This window comes from Niabella agricola (assembly GCF_021538615.1).
GTDB classification, from domain to species: Bacteria; Bacteroidota; Bacteroidia; order Chitinophagales; family Chitinophagaceae; genus Niabella; species Niabella agricola.
Genome location: NZ_JAJHIZ010000003.1, coordinates 4,689,523 through 4,714,623, shown reverse-complemented (window position 1 = coordinate 4,714,623; position 25,101 = coordinate 4,689,523). Strand labels below are relative to the sequence as shown.

Genomic DNA, 25,101 nt, shown 5'->3' with positions numbered 1-25,101 from the left:
CATGAACAGATTTCGCTTCCTGCTGCTTACATTGTTCATTTCCAGTTGCACGTTGCAATTGTCGGCACAGTGGAAAGGTTTTAGCCTCGGTCCTTACGGCGAATATGCCATCCCCCAGGGCACATTTGGAGAAAATTTTAACTGGGGTGTGGGTGTGGGTGGCACAGCCGATATCCGGCTGATTAAAAAGCTGGCCCTTACGGGTTCTGTAGGATACATGTATTTCAGGGGAGCTGACCGTACTGATGATGCGGGTAATCCTTACCGGGTGTATGACCTCAAAGCGGTTCCTATCCGTGTTGGGTTGAAATACCGCCTGATACCGCTGTTGTATGTAAAACTGGAAGCCGGCAGTGCCAATTATAGTGGCAGCCATTATGATGGCTCCGCCTTTATCCTGTCGCCCGGTATCGGACTACGGGTATTGGGCTTTGATCTGCAGGCAAAGTATGAAGCCTGGATGAAAGACGGGACCAAAGGGTTTGTGGGATTTAAAGCGGGCTGGAACTTTTAGATGTACGGCTTGGCTGGATGAAAAGAATAGCTAAGAGTGTCATTGATCCTTGAACGGTTCCGATAAAGAAACTGTCTCAAAAGTCCGAAACCGTCATTTCGATCCCGCCCTTGCGGGACGAAGCGGTCCCGATTGCTATAGGGAGGAGAAATCTTATTGCCTGGAAATGATGTATTGGAGATTTCCCGGCTTCACTACATTACGCTCGAAATGACGGACTTTTGAGACAGCCGCTTGAAAAATCACAGAAAAAGGTCAGGCTTCGCCTTTCCTGTACGATTGTTTACACATTTTTTAATGATTACCCGCACCGTTCACTTTGCAGGTAAAACTCGCCTGCCCGCTGGGCGTAATGACAATGCTCCAGTCATCAGTAGGGCCGGCCATAGTACCACAAAGCGCACCCGGAAAGTCTTTTGAATTAAAGACCAGGGCTTTTCCTGTATTGTTTTCAACACCCGAAAACTTACAACTAACCATGCCGTTACCGCTGTTTGTAACTACAAAATTGCCATTATCCGTTACGCCCGAATAGCCGTTAAGCCCAAACCAACACCCTCCGTCCTGGATTACAATCGCACTGTTGTTCATTGTTTTCCAGCTGGCCAACAGCCCTACAACGGCAAATGCTGCCGCAAAAAGAATGCTTACTTTTTTCATTTTTTGAAGATTTAAAGTGAAGAATTTGTGTGAGAATATCCCTTGTTACCGCTATATGCGGATGTATACCAGACGGCAGGTTTACACCCAGATGCCATTCGCCAACGCTTTTACTCCGGCATCAACAAGTAGCCATGATCCATAAAATCATACAGCATCCATGCATTGTTCAGCCCCCGCGAGATGTAACAGGCTTATTGCAATTTTAAGTAAAAGAAGGCGTCACTATTTTGCTAGCGACGCCTTAAAATAGCAGAGCATTCACCATTCTTTTTTATTCATGCTCCATATGACAAACAACACTTCCGTTACCATTGGGAGAAATAATCATTTTCCAGTTTGCGCCCCCCAGGCAGGTTGCGCCGGTGTTTTCATTGTCCCAATGAACCGTCTTGCCGGTGTCATTCGGAAGACCGGTGGCTTTGCAAACATAACTGACCTGTCCGCTGCTGGTCGCTACCATTTGGGCCGCTCCCGCACCGGGATGCCAAACCCCATTGCCATCAATAAAGTTGCATAAACCGTCAGTGATCACAGCCCGGTTGTCGGCAACTTTCCAACTCACGAGCAGCGTAATTACGGCGAGTATTCCCACCAGAAAAATGCTTGTTTTTTTCATTGTTTAAAAAATTTAGAAGTAAAGAATGTGAAACTGTTTACCCGTACCATTACTGCAGTTGTTAGGGGTTATGTAAAAACATACAAAGTAAAGTTAATATATCCGCCTGCCTGTTTCCAAATTTCAGACATCCCTAATTTAAGCGATACCAACTTCTGGTATGAGCGCCCTGATGGACTTATAAAGGTGTTACCTGGCGGACTTTACAATCCGACGAGTATTCCGGGTGTGCGCTCCCCAATGACTGAAAAATGTAAAAATTCAGTAGATTTGACCCAATATTTCTGAAAAATGCCCCGAACAGTCAACATAATCGTTACCAATAACACTACCGGCGACCATTATATTGGAAGGTCGTACCCGGACAGCGACTTTAATAATAATGGCAAAACTGAGTATTACAAGATCCCGGTCTACTATGTGCATCTTGAAGGAGCGGATAACAGTAATAAAAAGATAACGCTGAAATGGAAGGCCCTGCGCTTTATGCCTTATTGGAACGATCCCAAACAGCCAGACAAGCGATATCGCCACAGAGGCTGGATTAACTCCGGCAAACATAAGGTAAGCAGGAAAAGGGTTGCCTACTACAATCCGAATTACAAGATACACAATACCTATTCTCCCTACGACGGCGCCATCCAGATTGAGGATTCGTTCCTCATTCACGCCGGTCCGAACTCGCTTTCAGAATATGGCTGGGGCGCCGCCGGATGTGTGGAGATCATTGGCGGATTCGATAAATTTAAATCGGATATACAAACCCTTTCCGGGATTGCTTCAAAAACCTCCGATGCGGCAATACAGGCACTCGTAAAAGCCGGCCTGTTATACGTGCAGGTAGATTATGCCGCTCCTCCGGATATTAAATCAGCATTTTATGGCGAATATTAGAAGCTATATAGTAATCATACTAACGCTTACGGCCGTTACCCGGCTTTATGCCTGTGCCGGTCAAACGGAAAAAAACAGGCTACATCGCGTACCGGTAGCGGCTCATGAGGATACCGTACACATCCGGCTCGAAAACGTACAGCAGTACAACAGCGTCGTATTTAAGAACAATGCAATAACCCAATGCGCCACCACGGAAAAAAACTGCAGATCGGATATGGATTTCATTACTTCCGCGCTGCAACTGGCAGACCCTACTTATAAGACAACACAACTGGAGGCAACCATTTACAAGGGTACTGCCTTACTGAACAATGCGGGTCGCGATTCCTTAAAAACAACGTATTACCTTATTAAAACAGAAAATACAGGAGCGCTGCAACAGTTGATTACCCGTTTAGATACAGCCAACAATGGCTATGTACGAAAGATGGCAAAAACGGAAGCACCCATTGCCTGCTATTTTACAACTACTCCAAATGAGGTGTTACTGATCACGCATATCGGCATTCCTGAATTTCAAAAACTGAAGAATCAACCGCTGGTAGCGGCGGTAAAAGAGCGGATCGGTAGCCACTAAACCAAAATAAAACTGCTCACAGATTCCTCTGCTCGCACAGAATACTTTGGCAGGGTATACCGTCTGTGACAATCCGTGTAATCTGTGAACGCAATAGCTTCAGCCTTACTTATCCAGGCTAAACAAACTATCTACAAATTCGTGTTTATCAAATACCAGCAGGTCTTCCATTTTTTCACCCACACCAATAAACTTCACTGGTATTTTAAACTGATCGGCAATGGCCAGTACCACGCCGCCTTTTGCCGTACCATCCAGCTTGGTAATGGCCAGCGCGGTTACATCGGTAGCGGCCGTAAAATGTTTGGCCTGCTCCAGTGCGTTCTGCCCGGTAGAACCATCCAGCACCAGTAGCACTTCCTGCGGCGCTGAAGGAATAAATTTCTGGATCACCCGTTTGATCTTATTCAGCTCATCCATCAGGTGTGCTTTATTGTGCAGCCGGCCGGCGGTATCAATAATCACCACATCGCTGCCCCTGCTTACCGCGCTTTGCGCGGTGTCAAAAGCCACAGCAGCCGGATCGCTGCCCATGGCCTGTTTTACGATCGGCACCCCAACCCGGTCGCTCCAGATAGTGAGCTGATCTACCGCTGCTGCGCGGAAGGTATCCGCGGCCCCCAGCAGTACATTCTTGCCTGCTTTTTTAAAATTATAGGCCAGTTTGCCAATGGTAGTGGTTTTGCCCACCCCATTTACGCCTACTACAAGGATAATATACGGTTTGGCCGGTAGTTCACTTTCAAAGGTATAGCTCGATCCGGAAGGAGCATCCACCAGTACGCCCTCAATTTCTTCCTGCAGGATCCGGTTCAGCTCACTGGTGCCCATATATTTGTCCTTAGCCACCCGCTGCTCTACCCGTTCAATGATCCGTACTGTGGTTTCAATACCCACATCGGCACCTACCAGGGCTTCTTCCAGGCTATCTAGCACCTCTTCATCTACAGTGCTCTTCCCGGCAATCGCCTTACCTATTTTTGAAAGAAAGCCTTCCTTGGTTTTTTGCAATCCCTGGTCCAGCGATTCCTTTTCTTTCTTTCCAAATAATTTTCCAAAAAAACTCATTATTGAAACGTTTATCGTTTTTGGTTTATGGTTTGATGTTATTGCTCCGGCAAAGATGCAACATCAAATATAAAACGTCAAACATCAAACAAAAAACAAAAGCCATCCGTTTTAAAAACGAACAGCTTTTTAATATTGTAATGAAAGCAGGGGCTTATTTCTGAGCTAAAAAATCTTTAACTTTCTCTTTGTGCACGATCTGCTCCTTAAAGGTATAGGCACCTGTTTTGGGGCTGCGGATCGCACGGATCACCTTCGTCCAGTTTTTAGACTCTGCTGCTGCTTTAGCATCTTTTACCTTCGCGTTCTTTGAAGCTGCTTTTGCCATCTTATATTAATTTGAAAATGTGGGAAATGTGGGAAATGTGGAGATGTGGGAATGTGAAATAAAGCTCATTTACACATTTTCACATTTACACATTTTCACATTTAAATTATTTAATTTCTTTGTGAACAGTTACTTTCTTCAGAATAGGGTTGTATTTCTTCAACTCTAAACGTTCAGGGTTGTTCTTCTTATTCTTTACGGTAATGTAACGACTGGTTCCGGGCTGACCGCTGGTCTTGTGCTCGGTGCACTCCAGAATTACCTGTACCCTGTTTCCTTTTGCTTTCTTCGCCATTGTATAATGCTTTAAACTGCTTTAGTTAGATTTTTTCGCCTTTCGCACGCAATTCTTTCACTACAGCATACAGACCATTTTTGTTGATGGTGCGCAGGGCATCTGTAGATAATTTCAAAGTGATCCATTTGTCTTCCTCTACCAGGTAAAATTTCTTCTTTTGCAAATTAGGCAAAAAACGGCGCTTTGTCTTAATATTGGAGTGAGAAACCTTGTGGCCTCCAATGGGGGTTTTACCTGTAACCTGACATACTCTTGCCATAATGAATAAAAATTTAGGAGTGCAAAGGTAAGTATTCCACATGGCATTTAGCAACAAAATGCCAATTATTTTTTAAAAAACTTGAAACCCTGGTATTTTCAAACCAATTCCTGCCACCTACAAATCCCTTAACTCCGCTGCAAAAATAGTGCACATTGGTAAAAGAACCGTTAAATTCACTTTACAAAATGATTATCAGCTTCTTAGCTCTGGACCGTTTGCTTTTCCGGTTTTCATTCCTTTTTCCCGGGGATTACAATATGACATAGCATTGCCTGTTCCTGTTCAACCACCGGATCCAAATACATTCCTCAAATCAATTAAGAACACTCCATTGCAGCGCAGCAACAAAGCCGCTTCTTATTTGTTGTATTTCCGACAATTGGCGTACAAAAACGATTGCGTAGTTGGTTGAACCGGCATTTTGTCCGTTACCGTAATTCAACTAAATTCGCACTCTCACTGATCTTTTAATTTTTAAACAACACATTTTATGGCATATGACGTAATAGTTGTAGGTAGTGGCCCGGGCGGATATGTAGCCGCTATACGCGCTTCCCAACTGGGTTTGAAAACCGCAATTATTGAAAAAGAGAGCCTGGGGGGAATTTGTTTGAACTGGGGATGTATCCCTACCAAAGCCTTATTAAAAAGCGCACAGGTTTTTAACGATATCCAGCACGCACAGGAATATGGTATTGAAGCCTCCGGAACGCCCAATTTTGAAGCCATTGTAAAACGCAGCCGCGGTGTGGCTGATAAAATGAGCAAGGGCGTTCAGTTCCTGATGAAGAAAAATAAAATTGATGTGATCATGGGATTTGGCACGTTGAAAGCCAAAGGCCAGGTGGAGGTAAAGGGAGCAGATGGGAAAACCACCCTTGTAGAGGGTAAACACATCATCCTGGCTACCGGCGGCCGAAGCCGTGAATTGCCCGCCCTGAAGCAGGATGGCAAAAAGATCATCGGTTACCGCGAAGCCATGGTACTGCCCCAGCAACCCAAGAGCATTATCGTGGTAGGCAGCGGCGCCATTGGTGTGGAATTCGGTTACTTCTACAACAGCCTGGGCACTAAGGTGACCATCGTTGAATTTTTACCTCGCATTGTTCCGGTGGAAGATGAAGATATTTCAAAAGAACTGGAAAAGAACCTCAAAAAACAGGGCATTACGGTAATGACCAGCAGCGAGGTAACTTCTGTGGATACCTCCGGCAACGGCGTAAAAGCAAAAGTAAAAACCGCTACGGGTGAAGCGATTCTTGAAGCAGATGTATTGCTGAGCGCCGTGGGTGTGGCTGCCAATATTGAAGGCATCGGGCTGGAAACCCTGGGTGTGAAAACCGATAAAGGAAAGATCGTTGTTGACAAATATTACAAAACCAATGTTGACGGTGTTTATGCCATCGGAGACTGTGTTCCCGGTCAGGCCCTGGCACACGTAGCATCCAAAGAAGGCATTATCTGCGTAGAGAACATTGCCTTTGGAGAAAAGAAATACAAGCATCAGCCGGAAACCCTGGATTATGGAAACGTGCCCGGTTGTACCTACTGCTACCCGGAAGTAGCCAGCGTAGGCTTTACCGAAAAACAAGCAAAAGATGCCGGCTATGAAATAAAAGTGGGCAAGTTCCCTTTAAGCGCCAGTGGAAAAGCCAGTGCCGCCGGGCATCCCGAAGGTTTTGTAAAAGTGATCTTTGATGCCAAATACGGCGAATGGCTGGGTACCCATATGATCGGCTACAATGTAACCGAGATTATTGCGGAAACCGTTGTAGGCCGTAAACTGGAGACTACCTACCACGAAGTATTGAACAGCATTCACCCGCACCCCACCATTAGCGAAAGCGTAAAAGATGCGATTGAGGTGGCCTACGGTGAAGCCATTCACTTATAATATTTACAGATGGGTTTTAAGGTCCCGCCTTCTGGCGGGACTTTTTTTATGGGCCGGCCGGCAGTGCTGCTATCGGCGGTCTTGCATCGCACACTTGTGCTGCGGTACAACGCTGAGCAGGCACAAGCATCTGCTTCGCAACTTCAGGGGACTGGGAGACTGATGGGACATCTACTCCAGTTAATTAGTTCCATGCCACCAGTCCTCCCGGTCCCCAAGCAAACACCCATCAATCCCGCAATAAAAAAAGCAGGCAAATCTTGCCTGCTTATCCAGTTAATTCACTCAAAAAAACAAACTATCTGCCTAAACCAATATTGTAGGCCACCCCTACCCCAATGCTTCCGGCATTGTATTTTTGGGTGGCATTACCGAGGCTGATTTTACCATCCTCCCCGGTAAATACCTTGGTGTAATGGGCAAACACATTCCAGTTCCGGTTATGCCATCCCAATTCAGGTTTCAGGTAAAACCCGCCATCCGGACGGTTTACATTACTGTTGCTGGCCACTTTTTCATCACCGGTAATAAAACCATATCCCAGGTCAGTACCTACATAAATACCTTTTGCCTGCGGATAATAACGCACCAATGCAGCTACCGGTACCACTCCAAAACTATTGTTCTTAAGAGTGGTATTGCCCAGGTCATTGTCTTTACCAAAAAAATGATTGTACCCGGTTGCAATACCAAGGCCTACATGCGGTGTAACCAGGTTCTGATACGATACATCTACACCCAGGTTGGCGGCAGCATTTTCATTGGGCACGGCTGCACCTCCCATTACACCCACTTTAAGGGTGTTCTTCATACTTTGCGCCTGTACAAAACTGACGGATAAAACACCCATCACTGCTGCTAAAAATACCTTTTTCATAACTATAAGATTTAATCTACATGAATAACAAAAAAGAACGCTGCAGGTTTTAGAAAACACTGGATCCGGATCAAGTTTTACTGCAGGGCCTGTATAACATAAGAAAAAACAATACCAGTTTTTTAATCATACGTATTACGGGAGGCTATTTTAAAAGCGCCGTTCAATCGATGTTCCTGTGAATCAGAAGCAGCGAGGTACCTACCTGTTATTATAAAGTTTAACACCCCAACACATAACAATCATTCGTATGTCCTTAAAAATTACCCTTCTCATTTCTATTTTATTTATCTTGTTGGGTAAAAACGAATGATTGTTGCGGATCTTGACCAGCAAAAGCCGGTGAAAAAAAAGAAGCTGTACCAGGTACTCTATTTCCAGGTAATTGTGGCCATCATCATTGGCATTACGTTGGGACATTTTTTCCCGGATACCGGTAAAAATTTAAAGCCCCTGGGCGATGGTTTTATCATGCTCATAAAAATGATCATTGCACCGGTTATTTTTCTTACCGTAAGCACGGGCATTGCCGGCATGAATGACCTGAAAAAAGTAGGCCGGGTTGCAGGTAAAGCCTTTATCTACTTCATCACGTTTTCAACACTTGCTCTGATCGTTGGTCTTATTGTAAGTAACACTATACGCCCGGGCGCCGGCATGAATATTGACCACCGCACCCTTGATGCCAGCAGTATTGCCAAATATATATCACAGGCAAAAGATCAAACGCTGGAGCATTTTATCTTTGACATCATTCCGCAAACACTCATGAGCCCGCTTTCCGGAAACAATATCCTGCAGGTATTGTTTGCGGCCATTCTATTTGGGGTAGGACTGGCATTGACCGCCGAAAAAAGCAAGGTTGTGATCGATTTCTTAAAAGCGCTCACCCACCCCGTTTTCAAGGTAGTGGAAATTCTGATGAAGCTGGCCCCGGTTGGGGCGCTGGGCGCTATGGCCTTTACCATCGGCCAGTACGGCATCCGGTCGGTCATGAACCTGGGACTGCTGGTGGCTACTTTTTACCTGACATCTATCTTATTTGTGATCCTGGTGTTAGGCGCCGTGGCGCGTTATAACGGTTTTTCCATTTTTAAATTCATGCGCTATATCAAAGATGAGCTGCTGCTAGTGCTGGGCACCAGTTCTTCGGAAGCAGCCCTGCCCACACTCATGCAAAAACTGGAGAAAGCCGGTTGCGCCAAGCCCGTGGTAGGACTGGTGATTCCTACCGGTTATTCCTTTAACCTGGATGGTACTAATATTTATATGACCCTGGCTGCGCTTTTCATTGCACAAGCCTGCAATATCCCCCTTACCTGGGAGCACCAAATATTATTATTACTGGTAGCCATGCTGAGTTCCAAGGGAGCCGCAGGCGTTTCGGGTGCCGGGTTTATTACCCTGGCTGCTACGCTGGCCATTGTGCCGGAAGTACCCATTGCCGGAATGACATTGATCCTGGGTATCGACCGTTTTATGTCGGAATGCCGGGCCCTTACCAACCTTATTGGTAATGGTGTAGCAACGGTAGTGGTAGCCAATTGGGAAAAACAGCTGAACAAAGAACAGCTTAAACAGGCCCTTGATCAAGACAATCCAACTTCCCTTAAACTACCGGCTCATTAACCCGTTGCCGGCGAAAAAGCCGTTCCAGCGCTCCCGGCTTTCATAAAATCTTCATAATTGAGGTCTAGGTTTGTATTACAGGTTTTGAATATCCTGTTTATAAACTACGAGTGATGAAAATGACTTCTGTATTTATTGCCCTGCTTTTTGCCGCAAATGCATTGATCGCCCAATCCGGAAAGGCGTTGGTTAAAGTAAGGCCGGTAAAGCCAGTCATCCTCAATCACGGTACTGTTGTGCGCACTGTTGCGCATACCACCCACGATGGCCGGCTGGTGAGCCGGGTAGCCTCGTCCAAATCCAATGGAAAAAAGAACTATAATAAGATTCATTATAAAAGAAAATATCCTGTTGCTCCAAAAAAAGCAACAAAGTTTGTACCCTAAGACAGCGGGAACTAACAGCCCGATTTCTTTTTAATCAGTACCTTTATATCAGATAGCTGTATGGCTATCTGATATTTTCTATCATGAAAACGTTTTTTCTTTTTTTATTTATAAGCACAGCAGCTGTACCGGTTTACGCTGGCACAGCCTCACTGCATAAAGACAAAAAAGAAAGATGGACAGAGGTTGCTGACACCATTCCCCAGCAACAACAGGAAATTCCGGCCGATGAAAAGGAGATTGCCCGGCAGCCGTTGGCAAAAGGCAAGCCCATTAAGGAAGTGCCCAGGGCCAAAAACCAGGCAAAGCCCCAAATGGTAACTCCAGCTCCGATCAAAATGAGACCGGTAAAAATTATTAAACCCAAAATTAGCGGGAAAGGATTAGGAAGATAAAGGAAAGGATATTGTGAAAAAATTATTCGTTGCGTTATTATGCTACATGAGCATTACACAGCTGTTTGCCCAGGACACGTTGCGTAACAGTGTGCAACAACCGGTCGATTCAGTCAAAGAAAAAACGACTTTAACCATTGCCGCCCTTTATGGAACGGGTATCGATTACTATGGTCAAACTACTGAGCAACGCCTGCCCTACCTGGCTTTAAACGCAACAGTAAGAATTCCGGCAGGACTTTATCTTTCGGCCACCGGTTTTCATCTGTTTTCTGATAGCCTGCTGATGTCTGCCGCCGCATTGAGCGCGGGTTATGGGTTTAAGATCAGTTCTAAACTATCGGGTGATGTAAGTTTTACGCATACCTTCTTCCCTTCAAAATCGCCCTTCCTGCAAGCCTCAAGTCCAAACATGGCCAGTGCATCCCTTGGCTACGCGTATTTTCTTAAAACCGCCCTGGAAGGAGATGTGGCTTTTGGCGAACAAACCGATTATTTCACCACATTGTCCAATTCAAAATCATTTGATTTTAATCTATCCGGCGGCCGGGCCATTCTCAATTTCACACCGGAGCTGGCACTTACAGCCGGCACCCAACAATATTATGAAACCTATCTTATAGAAAAAACAAACCAGGGGAAAGGTAATGGCAAAGGGAAAGGCAACGGAAGTAATCCACCCGGGCAAACCACCGAAACAACGATCAATTATAAAAAATACGGGTTACTTTCTTATAATCTGAAGTTACCCCTGTCGTACAACCGGGCATCTTATCTTATAGAAGCCGCTTTAAAGCTATCGCTGCTGGGCAATAATACAGCCAGCAAAGGCAGTATCAACTCTTTTTTTACGCTAAGTGCCTATTACCAGTTTTAATCCATCCTTATGCGTGTACTGATCGTAGAAGACGAACATTCCCTGGCAACAGAAATTGAGGCTGCGCTTCAAAAAAGCCATTTTCTTTGCGATAGGGCGCACACCGCAAAGGAAGCCCTGGACCGTACGGATACCGGCAGTTATGACTTTATTTTACTGGATATCGGTCTGCCTGATAAAGATGGCTTCTGGCTGTTACAGGAGATCCGGAAAGACCATACCGAAACGGTGATCATTATGCTGACGGCCCGCGGGGAAGTAGAAGACCGGATAAGAGGGCTGGACATGGGAGCCGACGACTACCTGGCCAAGCCCTTTTCCCTGCTGGAGCTGCAATCCCGTATGCAGGCCATCATTCGCCGAAAGTTCAAGCTGCATGACCAACAGCTGAAGCTGGGTGCCTTCACTATTCATGTTAAGAACCGCACCATTCATTACGAGGACATAGAGATCTCCCTCTCCAGGAAAGAATTTGACCTGTTGAATTACCTCCTTCTTCACAAAAACCGGCCGCTCTCCAGGATGCAGTTGAGCGACCATCTATGGGGCGACAATGCCGATGACGAATATGACTCAAACTATATTGATGTACATATTAAAAATATCCGGAAAAAGCTCAATGTCTATGCCGATACCGAGTGGCTGGAAACCATACGGGGAATAGGATATAAAATAAGAACAGACGCATGAGGCTGTATACCAAGCTTACCTTATTTGCTGTTGCCACAACCATTGTGGTGCTGGGCCTTTTTGTATGGCAGCTCCCCTTCCTCATGCAAAAAATCGCTTCAGGAAATACCAATAAAAATCTTGCCCAGCAGCGGGAAAAGGTATTGAATGCTATCCGGGAAAATGGCATCGGCTATTATTTTCAAGGCGATTCCGCCTATGGCAGCTATTCGATGCTAAAAGATGAATATATTTCACTGGAGTCTTATTACAGCGGCGCCGACCTCACCCGGCTGCAAACGGCTGAGCGTATTATCGATGGCGACACGATCAATTACCGGATCCTGATAGACACATTCACCATACAAGCGCATACCTACCTGCTGGAGATCGGGAAAAAGATCACTTCTATCCAGGAAGAAAGCGTGGCCCTGCAAAGAGCCACGATCGGCGTATTGATTGTACTTACCCTTATTATGGCCCTGGTTCAGCTGTTTTATACCCGTCACCTGCTGAAACCGCTCGGATCGATCATCCGCAACCGGCTGATCAAAAAAACGTTCCCCTTCCCCGATTCCCAACCCCCGCTTCTTACATCCACCTATGATTTTAGATACCTGGATCAATCCATATCGCAACTGATGCAGCAGGTAAACCACGCTTTTGAAAAAGAAAAAGAGTTTACTTCCAACGCATCGCATGAATTAATGACCCCCATCAGCATTATGCAAAGCAAAATTGAAAATATGCTGACGGACCCCGAGCTTCCTGCCGGCGTAGTGCTTAAACTGGAAGATACCATGCGCATCATGAAACGGCTGAAAAAGATCGTCAATGCTCTGTTGCTGATCTCACGCATTGAAAACGAACAATATAACCGGAATGATACAGTAATCGCAAAACCCATGATCCGCGAAGTACTGGAAGAGTTGCAGCACCGGGCCGACGAAAAAACACTTGTAGTAGAAGAACGCTTAACCGATGGAGTGCAACTCCATCATGTAAACCGTGACCTGCTGTTCCAACTGTTTTACAACCTTATTCACAATGCCATCCGGTACAACCGGCCCAACGGACGCATCACGCTCAGCGACCGGTATGTGAACGGTGAATATGTATTGTGTATTGAAGATACCGGTATTGGCATTGAAGAACCACAACACGAACGGATTTTTGACCGCTTTAAAAAAAGCACTGCCCAGCGGGAAGGGTTCGGACTTGGCCTCTCCATTGTAAAATCGATCGCTGATTATCAGCGTATCCGCATCAGCTTAAATTCCGATGCCGGCCGGGGTTCGCAGTTTGAGCTGCATTTTTCGGCAGCACATCTTGCGCCGTAATGCCGCCAACGTTCATCTTCTTTTCATGTTCCGGTTTTAGCTTTGTGCTTTACAATGTTAAAAACCTCAGATATGAAATCATTATTCCTTGCAATGGGAGCAGCTGGCCTGTTAATGTTCGCTTCCTGCTCAAAAAACGACAGTAACAGCAACGCCCCTGAAAACGGAAATTCCAAGGTACAGTTTGTACTCACCGATGCACCTGCGCTCTATGATGCCGTAAACATCAACATCAAAGAAGTTAAGATCAACATGGGCGGCGAAGGAACCGACAGTAATTGGGTAAGCTATCCGCTAAGTCCTGATCTTGCAAAACCCGTTAATCTTTTGGATCTCAGAAACGGGGATTATATGTACATGGGTGAGCCTTTATCGCTGCCTGCCGGTACTATTTCTCAGATCCGCCTGGTGCTGGGTGATGGCAATACGGTAGTAGTAAACGGACAAAGCTACAACCTGTCTACTCCTTCAGCGCAACAAAGTGGCCTGAAGATCAAATTCAATCAAACCCTGGAGCCCAATGGCATCTATAAAATATGGCTGGATTTTGATGCAGCCCGGTCAGTGGTAAAAGCAGGTAACAGCGGTATATTCAACCTGAAGCCCGTGCTTTATGCAAAAATGGAAGCCGCTACATTTGGCGCTATAAAAGGAACTGTTTTGCCTTCTGTAGCGGGAACGACTGTTTATCTGCTCAAAGGTGCCGATACCGTGGGCAGTGCCATTCCTGAAAAAGCAGGTTCCACGTATGGTGAAGGGTACTATAAATTCATAAACCTGGGAACCGGAACTTATTCTTTATCGTTCAATGCCGTGGATTCCACAAACTACAAAGATTCAACAGTAGCCAATATAATGGTAGATGCCGGTAAAACTACAGATGTTCCCAAAGTAACCCTGCATCAATAACTGGTAAATTCATGATCGGAACGGCCTATCTCAGAAACAAGACTGTAAGGGCCCGTTCAATATTCACAACAGATACGTGGCGTTGGCAAAGTGATCGGTAACGGTGCCGCTACGCTTACCCCGTAATCCATGGTTATATTACACCTTAAGGCTGTATCAGCAATTGATACGGCCTTTTTTTATGCGCTTATAGATCCATTCAAAAAATAGCTTTGGCAATCAGGTCAAGCTGGTTCGCCGGCAATGAAATGCAGCAGCTACAAGCTGTCATCCCGGATTGATCGTCTTTTATTGCTTCAGCGCCACTTCTGCATGCCAGTATTCCGCTTTCTTCAGGCAATGGCCGATCTATTAAATTACCTTTTTCATAAAATATATTACCCATTTAGCGCCGCAAACAGGAACCGGCCTTTTCCCGAGAGGTTTCTTTTGTATTTTTACTGCTAACGATTCAACACGATTAAATTTACAGTAAGAACAATGAAAAAGATCCTTCTGGTGATAGCACTGACAACAGGCAGCCTGCTACATGCACAACCCAAACAACTATTTAAAGAAACTCCAGGCGAAAAAGCCAAACGGATGGAATGGTGGACCGATGCCCGCTTTGGTATGTTTATCCACTGGGGATTGTATGCGCAGGCAGCAAGACACGAATGGGTAAAGCAACGGGAACGTATTACCACCGAAAACTATCAGAAGTACTTTGATCATTTCAACCCCGATGAATTTGATCCGAAGAAATGGGCAAAGGAAGCGAAAGCTGCAGGCATGAAGTACGCGGTACTTACCACCAAACATCATGAGGGCTTCTGTTTGTTCGATTCCAAATACACCGACTATAAGGCAACCAACACCCAGGCCAAGCGCGACCTGGTAAAAGAATTTGTGGACGCCTTCCGTGCAGAAGGCATTAAGATCGGGTTTTATTATTCCCTTATCGACTGGCACCACCCGGATTTCACCATCGACCGTACCCATCCCCAACGGCTGGGCGGCGATGCTTCAGAAGCGGATTATGCGCCGCTAAACAAAGGCAAGGATATGAGCAAGTACCGGCAGTATATGCAAAACCAGATCAAAGAGCTGCTGACCAACTACGGTAAAATCGATATTATGTGGCTCGATTTCTCCTATCCCGGAAAGAACGGAAAAGGCCATGGGGACTGGGGCTCAGCGGAACTGTTGAAACTGATCCGGAAGCTGCAGCCCGGCATCATCGTAGATAACCGTTTAGACCTGAATGATTATTCAGACGGCTATGATTTTGAAACACCGGAGCAGGTAAAGCCTTCCGAGTTGTTAAAGTACAAAGGCAAGTATTGGGAAACCTGCCAAACCTTTTCCGGCTCCTGGGGATACTACCGGGATGAAAATACCTGGAAAACGCACCGGCAGTTGTTGGACCTGCTGATCACTTCTGCCGCCAACGGTGGCAACCTGATCCTGAATGTAGGTCCTACTGCGCGCGGTGAGTTTGACTATCGCGCCAACAATGCGCTCGACAGTATCGGCTACTGGATGCATGCCAATAACAAATCCATTTACAATTGCACGTATCCCCCGGATACCTACAAACTGCCGGAAGCGCTGGATATCAAACAAACCTACAACCCGGGAACAAAAAAACTATACCTGCATCTGTTTACATATCCATCTAATTACGGAAAACTGGTATTACCGGGCTATGCAGATAAAATCAACTACGCGCAATTTCTGCATGATGCATCGGAGATCCTTTACAAAACAGAAAACGGAGATGTGATCCTGGAATTGCCCAAACAAAAGCCACCTTACGAGATCCCTGTGATCGAGTTATTTTTAAAGTAACAGCAGCGCTGCGTTGCCGCGTATCAAAACCCGGGGAATGTCCATTGGTCGGTACGAAAAGGTAACAACGGAAGTCCCGCATTGCTGCATACATTTCCAATGGCCGTATCGGTAAAACAATACCGCACGGCCATTGGCTTTTTTACATGGCTGCTCCAAACCACGATAGTATCATCCTGTATGATCGCTTCCGCAGGGTAGAAGACCTTATCAGCACCGGAGATCTGCAGGGAAGACAGGGTATCTCCCCGCAATTTCAGTCCGCCTTCAGCACCGGAAATTTTTATATACGCCCGCCCTCCTTTCACCTGCATGTGTTGGTATTCCGGGCTTTTATAGGCGACACCTTTTATACCATAATGATCTGCCAGCGCCCAGTTAGCCAGTCTTAGCCCCACATCGTGCTTGTTCTGCGGGTGCACGTCATTTACATTGCCTGTAATATCGTTGGTGGCCACCATGCCGGTATGCGGAATCACCCGGCATTGCCATTGCGCTTCCCGGAGCAGGGCGCCTGCATTTACTTTCCGATAACGGAACGGTGCCACCTGCACATAATAAAAAGGCAAGGGCTGGTTCCATGCACGGCGCCAGGCATGGATCATGGCCGTAAATAACGGCCGGTATGTAGTGGCCGCTTCCGTATTATTTTCGCCCTGGTACCAGTTAACACCCGCAATGGCATACGGAACGATGGGAGCAATCATGCCGTTATAAGCACTCCCCGGGATATAGGGGCACATACCGCTGGGCTGTATCAATCCGGCCGCCTTTTTGAGAACGGGGTTGCTGTTCACGATACTGTCCGGTGTCCACACCTCTGCTGCCGTACCGCCCCAGGCGGCTTCAATCAGCCCCACAGGCCTGCGCAATTGCTGATGGAGGTGCTTACCAAAAAAGTAGGCCACTGCACTAAATGTGTTTAATGTTGTGCTATCGCATACCACCCACGCTCCTTTTACCTGTTCCTGCGGGAAAGCGGCCGTTGTTTTGGGTATATGAAAAAAACGAAGCTCCTGCTGATGCGCCTGCGGCAATTCCTTTTGAATATCCTGTAATCCCCAGCTGCCGCTCATTTCCATATTGCTTTGCCCGGCACAGAGCCATACTTCGCCGATCAGTACATTCTCCAGCAACAAGCGGTTCTTTCCCTGCAACGAAATGGAATAGGGACCGCCCGCAGCGGGTGTTTGCAGCTCCATCACCCATTTGGCATCGCGGGAACCAGTGGTCTCATATACTATGTTATCCCAGGAGGCCTTAATGCTGATCTTTTCATTAGGATCGGCCCAGCCCCAAAGCTTTACCTTGCTTTGCTGTTGCAGTACCATATTATTGCCAATGATATCCGGCAAACGGATATTGGCCTTCGCATGCATCATTGCCACGGCAAGCAATCCCATCATCCATAACTTTTTCCGATTCATTTTACGGGAACTTTAAATGAAGGAATGATATAACTGAAAACCTGATACCGCAGCTCGCTCCATTTATTTGCCAGGGGAAAGGAACGGCCGGGATAGAGTTCCTGCCGGTTGGGAATGTTTTTGATCCGTACGCGCACCGTTGTTTGGTTCCTTGTAAGTGCCGCAGGAACCAGGAATTCATCATCGCGCAGGCGCCGGTTGGAAGTGCGCACTTCGTATACCCGCTTACCCAACTCATCTTTCGGACGGGAGGTCATCGACACGTTGGAACCGGCCAGGTACCATACCCCTGCCTTCTTCCAATTGCTTTCATTGATGTTCTTTTTACCGGATGACACGGCAATATATACTTCAGCTGTTTGATTCGGATAGCCATAATCCAGTGTTCTACGCAACAATACCCCCTGGTTATCTTTCCGCAATCGGATGTCAAATTCGGTGGTACCTTCAGTAGTACGCCCGTCCTCCTTTTGAGCCGGATAGATCTCCTTACCGATGTATTCCTTATACCCCGGCCGGTTGGGAAGATCATAGCCCCATGCATGCGCAGGATATGCATCCGGCCCCCATTCATACCTTGACTCGATGGTTTGAACCGCAGATGCCTGGGATGAATGATAATTATGCAGGCGCTCATCTGTTTCATTGCCGATGTCCAGATGGTCCGTTTCCACCAGCGAAGCCGAGGGTAATCCGTACCAGTAGCAAACCGATTCATAATGCTCCTGCGAAACATTCTCGTTGTGCTCAAAGCGGATCACAGCTCTTCTTCCAAAGGGCATCAGATCTGCCCAGAGAAACCGGTAGGCCGATTGGATCAGGTCTTTTTCATTCACCGCTTTTTTCTTTTCAATGGCACCACAGGGATGCCCGGCTAACGGCAGCGTCATGTTCTCTCCACCCCAGTAATCACCTCCACCGGCCCATTCTTCGGTGCCGGTACCATAGGCCTGCGGCGTCTGACTGTCGTCAAAAAAGAAACGGGGATCGCCTTCCAGCGTATTCAGGTTGGCATTGTGTGAAAAAATAAACGAGTTGCCCAGGAAACTTCCGGACCACTCCTGTTGTCCTTCCAGGCCCTTTGTATCCAGCCAAACCATATCCTGCCCGAGTGCCGGCTTTGGAAAATCGCGATACGTAGCATGAAAATAACTGCTGAGCGCCGGTATTCCCGCCACCCGTTTTTCATAACGCAGTTCATACGCTATGGCGCCTTCTCCGGAAGGAATACCTGCCAGTTCGATCTGTGCAGAGTGGAAGAACGGCATGGGATAATAACAGGCCAGTTCCACAATTCCTTTTGTATAATCGTACCGTATATTTATCGGCAACCCTTTTACCAGGTATTCTTTTTTCTCCCGGTTAAATAAGGTGCCAGCTCCAAAAAACAGGCAGAGCGGCGCATCGATGGAAGGCTGCTTTGCCCTGTCCCAGTATACTTTCAACCGTACGCGTTCCAGTTGTTCCGCCTGATCCAATGGCAGCGTAAGCTTCAGCGCACGGAGCGTGGCCGGCCCGGGTTTCAGGGTGGCAAGAACGGCGTTCTCCCGGTTGCGTCGTACGGTTCCTGTTATTTTCCGAATATCCGCCGGGGCGATATCCGTGCCCGCACGGTTCACAAAGGCAACAGCATCCGCGGGTGGCACCTGTTGCAGGCTCCAGGGAGCAACCTTGTTCAACAAGAGCTTATTCCCTGCATAAAGATGATAGATATAATAGCCCGTGCCATAGAAGGTTCTGGAATAGGCGATCTGCAACGAATCATTGAACCGCATCGGCACCCAGGAAAGATTGGCGCCCTTGGTGGTACCCCAGGTCCATGCAAAGGGTTCCGGAAGCGCATTTGCCGGAATATAGGTGGTGGTCTTGTATTTTTTAACGGCATCCACCGGATCTGCGGTTGCGGTTTCTTTAACGATATTATCCGTTCCATCCACCACAAAATGCCAGGGACTGCCATGCCAGTGATTGGCCCGAAAGAACCACAGCGTACCGTTCCCCTTTACATCGAGCGTTACATTTTCATCTTCCTTTTTCATAAACAGGAAATTGGAAGCATCGTATCCACCGCCGCCGCGGTCATAGGTGCTGCGCATATAGGCCCTTACCCCTATCCGCTGCTGCGGAAGGTTGCTCCACAGCTGATAGGCATCATAGCCGGAAGGCTGTGCAGGCAACAAGGCCTCTTTGTTTGATTGTGCGGTTGCGCAAAGCGGCCCTATCAGCCCCAAAAACAACCACGGTTTTAAATTCCTTATGTTCATTTTATTTTCCTTTTGATCCCCATTTCAGCGGCGCCAGGTAAAGCCCTTTTTTATCCCAGCCGGTATTGGAAATAAACCAGCCATCCTTTTTATCATAAATAATCTCCGCAGCATGCACCGGCAATGTGCCTACAAAATTTTCATTGGGAAAATGCAGCGGGTTTGCAGACCAGTATACATCGGTACGATTATACTCCGTCATCGCCCGGCAGATAAAAAGATAGAACAGTCCGCCTTTTTTTACCACAAATGGACTTTCCGCATCCCCGCCCCAATCTACCCGGTAGGGCTGTGTATGGGCGATCTGCGGACCGCTCCAATGATACAGATCCGGCCCGGTACGTACGGCTACCACCGAACGGAGATCGGTTTCGCTGAACGTGCGTGTATAGTAGTAATAATAAACACCTTTATGCTTCATGATGTACGAATCCCGGGCATGGCCGGCATCACTAAACAAGGGATTCAGCGCATGCCGCTCCCATTGATACAGGTCGGTACCGGTAGCCAGGCGCAGTTGTCCCCAGGAAGCATAGTTGGGTGCATTTTCCTGCAGATTACCCGTATTGTAAAACAGGTGATAGCGCCTTTTCTCTTTAACAATATGTGGCGCCCATAATACACGTTCCACACCGGGTTCGGCCGTCATGGCATACCCTTTATCTTCCCAATGCGCCTGCTTCAAAGAGCGCGCTGTAATATGAAAGAAACGGGTCTCCTTCCAGGGAGCAATGGGCAGATGATGTATAATCCCGAAAGCATGCCAGGAGCCATCAGCCGCTTTTACAAAACAATGATCATTGGTATACCAGGAGCTGTCTTTTGCCCGGGTCTCTGCCGGATCAAAAATATGTACCCATGCCCCTGCAATCTGCGGCACTTCTATCTTTTGGGCCTGTGCCTTCATCAGGTGAAAGCTTAATAAAAAGAGGCCTATTATCCATTTTTCCTTATGCACTGCAGCTGTTTTATGGAACCGGTTACACACCGGCGCCTGTGAATCCATTTAATTTTTGACTAAAACTTTTTTCAGGGTTTCCCGGATCCATTGCTCGCTCCTGGGAAAATCTTCATAGGTATGCAGCGGCGACAACAGGGCGTCTTCCGGCTGTATGCCCGCTGATTGTAAAACAGCATAGTCCTGCAACGATTCTGAAAAGACCTCCCACCGGACTGAGTCATAGGGCCCGTCCGGACCGGGATATACCGTAAACGGATCACCGGACGCGATGCCCGGATAGGCATAAGCAGCACCTTCGGTAAAGGGGTCTCCTGCTTCCTCTTTGTCCAGCTTATACCAGAAATTATATCCCCAATGCAGGAAGCCCTGGGCTTTCAGCTTATAAAACAGCCACCCGCTCATCCGTAATTTGGGCAGCGGCGTATCATATAAACGGTTGAGCCATTTATTACGCGGACCCGTGCAGAAATAAACCCAGTGCGGAATGTTTTCCTTCCGGTATGCTTCATCTGAGCTAATAATCGGCACCGGGATATCAGTAAGGTGCTCCCGGCCATACCGCACATCGCTTAAGGCATCCATTACTTTCATCCAGGGAGCCAGCCGGCGAAGTATATCGCGTGCTTTTTTATAGTTTTCCACGTGCTCGGACCAGGGCTCATCCGAGAGATGAAAATACGAATCCTCCAGCAGCTTTTCCTTTATGAGGAAGCGATGCAGTTCCGGCAGACATTGTTTTAAAAAATTGATATAGGTATCGGATGTGCCCGAAAGATTTTCTGCCCATAACAATTTATACGCATCACCTTCTTTTTTATACACATGCATGGCGTCCTGCACACCCCAGTACAGCCAGAGATGTGCCCATTCAAATTTTTTATAGCCCAGCTCCCGGCACAGGTCTACAAAGCGTTTGATCCGCGACCAGTCAAATTCATATTTTCCGGGACTTGGTTCATTTACGATCAGCATCTGACAAGGTTCTTTGAACACCGCCCGCAGCTCGAAGAAGTTCTGGATAAATGCCACATCATTGCCATGCTCGATCAGGTTTTTCATGCAGGCCCGCGTCAGCTTCCACCACCGTTCGTCAAACATTTTTGTTTTGTACTGGAGGGCAATGGCCTCACCCCGCCACCAGTGGGTGACGTAGAAGTTTTTCCGGGGTTGCAGGGTCAACGTACTTACGTTTAGGTTAACCGTTAATGCCGTATCCTTTTCTTCCTTCCCTTCCTGCCAGCGCATCCGTACTTTGTAACGGTGTATCCCGGGCGACAGCGCAGCCGGGATCTGCAGCGTGATCCAGAACGAACGGCTTTCAAAAGGATTGGCTTCGGTTTTGGTTACCGGGTACAGCGGATCGGGCAGCCAGCCGGGCAGGTATCCCCTTCCATCCAGCTCCTCTGCGCTGACATCCGTATTAAAATGGTGCATCGGCACCAGTCCTACAAAACGTACCTGCGGATGCACCGCTTCCGCGCCCTCCATGTTACAGGATATATGCGTTTGATCTTTCATGTTGCTGCGGAAAGCAACCTGGAATGAAACACGGCTGTTCCGGGCGGCCAGCAACTCCAGTTGGGTAGTGGTTTGAGCAGGTGATTGCGGAAATACCCGTTGCAGTGAAGTGGTCAGCCAAATACTCATAGGCGGGTTCGATGTTCGGGCTCCGCCGGCGGTGCTCAACAAAGCACCGGCAAAAAGAATCAACAATCGTTGTGCAAGTCTGTTCATGATTTTCTGTTTAAAGGAAAGTGCCTTACTTTATCGTTTAAGCACTCCTTCAAAGTTGCGAAATTTTATTTTAATTAACCATCATTTTTGGTAATAGCGCTTTACCCGCAGGTTGGCCTGCCGTTTATGCCCGGCAAAACCTTCCAGTTCACAAAGACGTTCGGCATACATACCTATTTTGGCGCTGGCCTCCGGGGTGCAACGCTGATAGGTACAGGTTTTTATAAATTTACCTACCCACAGTCCGCCGGTATAGCGTGCTGCCTTCATGGTAGGCAGGGTATGATTGGTGCCGATGACCTTGTCGCCATACGCCACATTGGTTTCGGGACCCAGGAACAGGGCACCATAATTAGTCATGTGTTCCAGGAAATAAGAAGGATCGGCCGTAAGCACCTCTACATGTTCATAGGCCAGCTTGTCTGCTTCCGCAACCGCCTCCGCGATATCGCTCACTATGATCACCGATCCGTAGTCCCTCCAGGCCGCTCCCGCAAGATCTGCTGTGGACAAGGTTTTCAGTTGGCGTTCTATTTCAACGAGGGTTTCCTGTGCCAGGCTTTCGGAGGTAGTGATCAGCGCCGCCGGGGAAGTAGGACCATGCTCTGCCTGTCCCAGCAGGTCGCAGGCAACCATCTCGGCATCCGCTGTTTCATCCGCAATCACCAGCACTTCCGTTGGACCCGCCAGCAGATCGATCCCTACCCTTCCGAAAAGTTGCCGCTTAGCCTCTGCCACATAGGCATTGCCCGGCCCAACGATCATGTCCACACCCGGGATGGAATCCGTACCAATGGCCATCGCACAAAGTGCCTGTACTCCTCCCAGTATATAAATCTCATCTGCGCCGGCAAAATGCATGGCACAAACCGTAGCCTCCGGTATCTTTCCCAGTATGGGTGGCGTGCAGGCAATCACCCTTTGTACACCCGCTACTTTGGCGGTCAGCACACTCATATGTGCCGAGGCCACCATCGGATACCGGCCACCCGGAACATAACATCCCACACTGTTCACGGGAATGTTCTTATGTCCTAAAAATACACCCGGAAGCGTTTCCACTTCCAGGTCCAGCAACGTATTGCGCTGCTGCATTGCAAAAAAACGGATCTGCTGCTGCGCAAAAAGGATATCGTCCTTTACCTGCTGCGGTGTGCGGTCTACAATGGCTTGTATCTGGTCAGCTGAAAGCCGGAAGGATGCCGGTGTCCATTGATCCAGCCGCTCCGCATACGCACGTACGGCCTCATCCCCACCGGATTCAATACTCCGGATCATCGCTTCCACGGTTCCTTTTACGTTCGAATGCTCCTGCTGCAATTCGGTTACAGCCTTCCCCTGTTTGATAAAACGCGCCATAATTGTTTTCCTTTTTTAGTTCTTTGATTTAATCCTGTTATTATTAAAATCGGCACTCGTTTACCGCCATAGGCGGGTATCATTCCCCTTGCTTTTCCGCCATTCATTCCGCCAGCGGTGGATATCAACAGGACCGATCAGCGGCATCGGCCGGCGTGCTGCCGCATCCGGTATGGGCGGTATACGGGCGGCCACATCCTGGTACCAGTAAGCCACACTGGCCAGGTCCAGCGTTAGCACATTATTGCTCCCATGCTCGATGGAAAACCGCAACGACTGGTCGAAGTAAACCGGGTCGGCGATATGAAACCGGTAGATATGGGTGCGGCCCAGGAACCCGATATCCTCATTCACTTTTGCATAGCCAAAATAAGGCGAGGAATAGGGCGCTTTCGGTGCTCCCCACGAAGTATTAAAATAATCTTCAGTACCGGTACCATTCATCGTTGGCAAGGTATCGCCGTCTATAAACCACATATCATCGCCCTCACCGTACCAGTAAGGCGTGGGCGCCTGCACATAATAATTAACGCCCACAAAATGCCCCCTGCCTTTTATATCCGCAATCATATAATTTTCCTCACCGTTTTTATTAGGCGGGTTGCCACCAAACATCCAGTGTTCATTTTCCACGCTATCCACCGGCACGGTCAGCTGCTTATTATACCAGGCATGAAACCGGCCCGTTTGCGGAGGTAAGGCTTTCATTTCCTGGTAATCGATGTAAAAATACAGGGCACTGATATTGCGGCCGGTCTGGTTTTCAATTTCGATACGGGCGCCCTTTGCAAAGGGCATGGCAAAATAACTTACCAGCCCGTTTCCATTCGTAGGTGTAGCGGCCAGCGCTGCCGATGTAAACAGGTACGCTTCGTTCCACCCCTGCCCGAAGAATGGCCCAACCGGCGCTTCCACAGACGGATATGTATTACCATCCCAGTACATCCGGAGGAGCACATCATTCCGGCTGAGCACATTTGGCTCCGGCGAAAGCGTCATCCAGATATGATCAATGATCCCAGCGCCTTCCACATTAAAGATCGTCCGTTTTTCCCCGGGCTTTATATCCTTCAGGTTATCATGATTATCTCCAGACCGGTCGTAACTGCTGACCCGCTTCGTTTTTACGCCCTGCTTTATGGCGGTCAGGCCCATCAGGTCCTGTGCGGCCAATTGCAGCGCACCGGCCAGCAGGATGAGCAGGATGAGATTTTTTTTCATGAGCCTTTTTTAATTCAACTAGAGCGATGATGATTGTTATCAGTGACAAGTGGGACAGGTGCGACACAGCGTACGCTTCCCAATAATGCCATACAATGTAGACCCG

25 protein-coding genes are annotated in these 25,101 nt (G+C 47.7%); 12 read left to right on the top strand and 13 right to left on the bottom strand.

The window, feature by feature from the left end:
• Nucleotide 1 precedes the first annotated feature (1 nt).
• The gene (locus LL912_RS24880) at nt 2-514 is read left to right on the top strand and encodes an outer membrane beta-barrel protein (RefSeq protein ID WP_235556337.1); all 513 of its coding nucleotides are present in this window, start codon (nt 2-4) and stop codon (nt 512-514) included.
• A gap of 294 nt (nt 515-808) precedes the next feature.
• Here the strand turns inward: LL912_RS24880 and LL912_RS24875 are convergent, their stop codons facing one another.
• Together LL912_RS24875 and LL912_RS24870 are read right to left on the bottom strand one after the other, a co-directional pair.
• Nucleotides 809-1,174 carry a hypothetical protein gene (locus LL912_RS24875; protein ID WP_235556336.1) on the bottom strand — a complete coding sequence of 122 codons (366 nt, stop codon included), beginning with the start codon at nt 1,172-1,174 and terminating at the stop codon, nt 809-811.
• A gap of 274 nt (nt 1,175-1,448) precedes the next feature.
• Nucleotides 1,449-1,793 carry a hypothetical protein gene (locus LL912_RS24870; RefSeq protein ID WP_235556335.1) on the bottom strand — a complete coding sequence of 115 codons (345 nt, stop codon included), beginning with the start codon at nt 1,791-1,793 and terminating at the stop codon, nt 1,449-1,451.
• A gap of 291 nt (nt 1,794-2,084) precedes the next feature.
• Here LL912_RS24870 and LL912_RS24865 point away from each other — a divergent pair, with 291 nt between their 5' ends.
• Nucleotides 2,085-2,687 carry a hypothetical protein gene (locus LL912_RS24865; protein ID WP_235556334.1) on the top strand — a complete coding sequence of 201 codons (603 nt, stop codon included), beginning with the start codon at nt 2,085-2,087 and terminating at the stop codon, nt 2,685-2,687.
• Entirely contained in the window at nt 2,674-3,267 is a 594-nt protein-coding gene (locus LL912_RS24860; RefSeq protein ID WP_235556333.1) for a hypothetical protein, read from the top strand. Before LL912_RS24865 ends, LL912_RS24860 begins: the two co-directional genes overlap by 14 nt.
• Nucleotides 3,268-3,372: 105 nt before the next feature.
• Here the strand turns inward: LL912_RS24860 and ftsY are convergent, their stop codons facing one another.
• The 4 genes from ftsY to rpmB form a co-directional block, all read right to left on the bottom strand.
• Entirely contained in the window at nt 3,373-4,335 is a 963-nt protein-coding gene (gene ftsY / locus LL912_RS24855; RefSeq protein WP_235556332.1) for a signal recognition particle-docking protein FtsY, read from the bottom strand.
• 154 nt (nt 4,336-4,489) lie between these two features.
• Complete coding sequence (locus tag LL912_RS24850) at nt 4,490-4,663, bottom strand: DUF4295 domain-containing protein (RefSeq protein ID WP_018628658.1); 174 nt, start codon at nt 4,661-4,663, stop codon at nt 4,490-4,492.
• A 106-nt stretch (nt 4,664-4,769) separates the two neighbouring features.
• A complete protein-coding gene (rpmG, locus tag LL912_RS24845; protein WP_018628657.1) occupies nt 4,770-4,958 on the bottom strand; it encodes a 50S ribosomal protein L33 in 189 nt (62 codons plus the stop codon).
• Between the two features lie 25 nt (nt 4,959-4,983).
• Nucleotides 4,984-5,220 carry a 50S ribosomal protein L28 gene (rpmB, locus tag LL912_RS24840; protein WP_231008053.1) on the bottom strand — a complete coding sequence of 79 codons (237 nt, stop codon included), beginning with the start codon at nt 5,218-5,220 and terminating at the stop codon, nt 4,984-4,986.
• A 493-nt stretch (nt 5,221-5,713) separates the two neighbouring features.
• Here rpmB and lpdA point away from each other — a divergent pair, with 493 nt between their 5' ends.
• Nucleotides 5,714-7,117: a dihydrolipoyl dehydrogenase gene (gene lpdA, locus LL912_RS24835; RefSeq protein WP_235556331.1), complete on the top strand. Its 1,404-nt coding sequence runs from the start codon at nt 5,714-5,716 to the stop codon at nt 7,115-7,117.
• Between the two features lie 298 nt (nt 7,118-7,415).
• Here lpdA and LL912_RS24830 read toward each other — a convergent pair whose 3' ends face one another.
• Nucleotides 7,416-7,994, bottom strand: coding sequence for a hypothetical protein (locus LL912_RS24830; protein WP_235556330.1), 579 nt, complete (start codon nt 7,992-7,994; stop codon nt 7,416-7,418).
• 309 nt (nt 7,995-8,303) lie between these two features.
• On the opposite strand from LL912_RS24830, the gene LL912_RS24825 reads away from it, so the two are divergent.
• From LL912_RS24825 to LL912_RS24790, 8 genes are all read left to right on the top strand, one after another.
• Nucleotides 8,304-9,623 (top strand): dicarboxylate/amino acid:cation symporter, encoded by a 1,320-nt coding sequence (locus tag LL912_RS24825; protein WP_235556329.1) that lies wholly within the window; start codon nt 8,304-8,306, stop codon nt 9,621-9,623.
• A 113-nt stretch (nt 9,624-9,736) separates the two neighbouring features.
• Complete coding sequence (locus tag LL912_RS24820; RefSeq protein ID WP_235556328.1) at nt 9,737-10,009, top strand: hypothetical protein; 273 nt, start codon at nt 9,737-9,739, stop codon at nt 10,007-10,009.
• Between the two features lie 83 nt (nt 10,010-10,092).
• A complete protein-coding gene (locus tag LL912_RS24815; RefSeq protein ID WP_235556327.1) occupies nt 10,093-10,404 on the top strand; it encodes a hypothetical protein in 312 nt (103 codons plus the stop codon).
• 46 nt (nt 10,405-10,450) lie between these two features.
• On the top strand, nt 10,451-11,281 hold the full coding sequence (locus LL912_RS24810; RefSeq protein ID WP_235556326.1) for a hypothetical protein: 831 nt from the start codon (nt 10,451-10,453) through the stop codon (nt 11,279-11,281).
• Between the two features lie 9 nt (nt 11,282-11,290).
• The gene (locus LL912_RS24805; protein WP_235556325.1) at nt 11,291-11,971 is read left to right on the top strand and encodes a response regulator transcription factor; all 681 of its coding nucleotides are present in this window, start codon (nt 11,291-11,293) and stop codon (nt 11,969-11,971) included.
• Nucleotides 11,968-13,290: a sensor histidine kinase gene (locus tag LL912_RS24800; protein ID WP_235556324.1), complete on the top strand. Its 1,323-nt coding sequence runs from the start codon at nt 11,968-11,970 to the stop codon at nt 13,288-13,290. The genes LL912_RS24805 and LL912_RS24800 overlap by 4 nt, the downstream gene beginning before the upstream one ends.
• A 72-nt stretch (nt 13,291-13,362) precedes the next feature.
• Nucleotides 13,363-14,199, top strand: coding sequence for a DUF4382 domain-containing protein (locus LL912_RS24795; protein WP_235556323.1), 837 nt, complete (start codon nt 13,363-13,365; stop codon nt 14,197-14,199).
• A gap of 480 nt (nt 14,200-14,679) precedes the next feature.
• Nucleotides 14,680-16,029 (top strand): alpha-L-fucosidase, encoded by a 1,350-nt coding sequence (locus LL912_RS24790; protein ID WP_235556322.1) that lies wholly within the window; start codon nt 14,680-14,682, stop codon nt 16,027-16,029.
• 23 nt (nt 16,030-16,052) lie between these two features.
• On the opposite strand, the gene LL912_RS24785 is transcribed toward LL912_RS24790, so the two are convergent.
• The 6 genes from LL912_RS24785 to LL912_RS24760 form a co-directional block, all read right to left on the bottom strand.
• Nucleotides 16,053-17,456 (bottom strand): sialate O-acetylesterase, encoded by a 1,404-nt coding sequence (locus tag LL912_RS24785; protein ID WP_235556321.1) that lies wholly within the window; start codon nt 17,454-17,456, stop codon nt 16,053-16,055.
• A complete protein-coding gene (locus LL912_RS24780; protein WP_235556320.1) occupies nt 17,453-19,720 on the bottom strand; it encodes a DUF2961 domain-containing protein in 2,268 nt (755 codons plus the stop codon). Before LL912_RS24780 ends, LL912_RS24785 begins: the two co-directional genes overlap by 4 nt.
• A gap of 1 nt (nt 19,721) precedes the next feature.
• The gene (locus LL912_RS24775) at nt 19,722-20,678 is read right to left on the bottom strand and encodes a glycoside hydrolase family protein (RefSeq protein WP_235556319.1); all 957 of its coding nucleotides are present in this window, start codon (nt 20,676-20,678) and stop codon (nt 19,722-19,724) included.
• Nucleotides 20,679-20,726: 48 nt separating this feature from the next.
• Complete coding sequence (locus tag LL912_RS24770; RefSeq protein ID WP_235556318.1) at nt 20,727-22,415, bottom strand: DUF4091 domain-containing protein; 1,689 nt, start codon at nt 22,413-22,415, stop codon at nt 20,727-20,729.
• Between the two features lie 81 nt (nt 22,416-22,496).
• Nucleotides 22,497-23,774 (bottom strand): histidinol dehydrogenase, encoded by a 1,278-nt coding sequence (gene hisD / locus LL912_RS24765; RefSeq protein ID WP_235556317.1) that lies wholly within the window; start codon nt 23,772-23,774, stop codon nt 22,497-22,499.
• 60 nt (nt 23,775-23,834) lie between these two features.
• Nucleotides 23,835-24,995: a glycoside hydrolase family 172 protein gene (locus LL912_RS24760; RefSeq protein WP_235556316.1), complete on the bottom strand. Its 1,161-nt coding sequence runs from the start codon at nt 24,993-24,995 to the stop codon at nt 23,835-23,837.
• Nucleotides 24,996-25,101 lie beyond the last annotated feature (106 nt).

What these genes read in the sequence shown, in the direction of transcription:
- LL912_RS24880 (WP_235556337.1), top strand. Translation starts at nt 2, where the DNA reads ATGAACAGATTTCGCTTCCTGCTGCTTACATTGTTCATTTCCAGTTGC.
- LL912_RS24875 (WP_235556336.1), bottom strand. Translation starts at nt 1,174, where the DNA reads ATGAAAAAAGTAAGCATTCTTTTTGCGGCAGCATTTGCCGTTGTAGGG.
- LL912_RS24870 (WP_235556335.1), bottom strand. Translation starts at nt 1,793, where the DNA reads ATGAAAAAAACAAGCATTTTTCTGGTGGGAATACTCGCCGTAATTACG.
- LL912_RS24865 (WP_235556334.1), top strand. Translation starts at nt 2,085, where the DNA reads ATGCCCCGAACAGTCAACATAATCGTTACCAATAACACTACCGGCGAC.
- LL912_RS24860 (WP_235556333.1), top strand. Translation starts at nt 2,674, where the DNA reads ATGGCGAATATTAGAAGCTATATAGTAATCATACTAACGCTTACGGCC.
- ftsY (WP_235556332.1), bottom strand. Translation starts at nt 4,335, where the DNA reads ATGAGTTTTTTTGGAAAATTATTTGGAAAGAAAGAAAAGGAATCGCTG.
- LL912_RS24850 (WP_018628658.1), bottom strand. Translation starts at nt 4,663, where the DNA reads ATGGCAAAAGCAGCTTCAAAGAACGCGAAGGTAAAAGATGCTAAAGCA.
- rpmG (WP_018628657.1), bottom strand. Translation starts at nt 4,958, where the DNA reads ATGGCGAAGAAAGCAAAAGGAAACAGGGTACAGGTAATTCTGGAGTGC.
- rpmB (WP_231008053.1), bottom strand. Translation starts at nt 5,220, where the DNA reads ATGGCAAGAGTATGTCAGGTTACAGGTAAAACCCCCATTGGAGGCCAC.
- lpdA (WP_235556331.1), top strand. Translation starts at nt 5,714, where the DNA reads ATGGCATATGACGTAATAGTTGTAGGTAGTGGCCCGGGCGGATATGTA.
- LL912_RS24830 (WP_235556330.1), bottom strand. Translation starts at nt 7,994, where the DNA reads ATGAAAAAGGTATTTTTAGCAGCAGTGATGGGTGTTTTATCCGTCAGT.
- LL912_RS24825 (WP_235556329.1), top strand. Translation starts at nt 8,304, where the DNA reads ATGATTGTTGCGGATCTTGACCAGCAAAAGCCGGTGAAAAAAAAGAAG.
- LL912_RS24820 (WP_235556328.1), top strand. Translation starts at nt 9,737, where the DNA reads ATGAAAATGACTTCTGTATTTATTGCCCTGCTTTTTGCCGCAAATGCA.
- LL912_RS24815 (WP_235556327.1), top strand. Translation starts at nt 10,093, where the DNA reads ATGAAAACGTTTTTTCTTTTTTTATTTATAAGCACAGCAGCTGTACCG.
- LL912_RS24810 (WP_235556326.1), top strand. Translation starts at nt 10,451, where the DNA reads ATGAGCATTACACAGCTGTTTGCCCAGGACACGTTGCGTAACAGTGTG.
- LL912_RS24805 (WP_235556325.1), top strand. Translation starts at nt 11,291, where the DNA reads ATGCGTGTACTGATCGTAGAAGACGAACATTCCCTGGCAACAGAAATT.
- LL912_RS24800 (WP_235556324.1), top strand. Translation starts at nt 11,968, where the DNA reads ATGAGGCTGTATACCAAGCTTACCTTATTTGCTGTTGCCACAACCATT.
- LL912_RS24795 (WP_235556323.1), top strand. Translation starts at nt 13,363, where the DNA reads ATGAAATCATTATTCCTTGCAATGGGAGCAGCTGGCCTGTTAATGTTC.
- LL912_RS24790 (WP_235556322.1), top strand. Translation starts at nt 14,680, where the DNA reads ATGAAAAAGATCCTTCTGGTGATAGCACTGACAACAGGCAGCCTGCTA.
- LL912_RS24785 (WP_235556321.1), bottom strand. Translation starts at nt 17,456, where the DNA reads ATGAATCGGAAAAAGTTATGGATGATGGGATTGCTTGCCGTGGCAATG.
- LL912_RS24780 (WP_235556320.1), bottom strand. Translation starts at nt 19,720, where the DNA reads ATGAACATAAGGAATTTAAAACCGTGGTTGTTTTTGGGGCTGATAGGG.
- LL912_RS24770 (WP_235556318.1), bottom strand. Translation starts at nt 22,415, where the DNA reads ATGAACAGACTTGCACAACGATTGTTGATTCTTTTTGCCGGTGCTTTG.
- hisD (WP_235556317.1), bottom strand. Translation starts at nt 23,774, where the DNA reads ATGGCGCGTTTTATCAAACAGGGGAAGGCTGTAACCGAATTGCAGCAG.
- LL912_RS24760 (WP_235556316.1), bottom strand. Translation starts at nt 24,995, where the DNA reads ATGAAAAAAAATCTCATCCTGCTCATCCTGCTGGCCGGTGCGCTGCAA.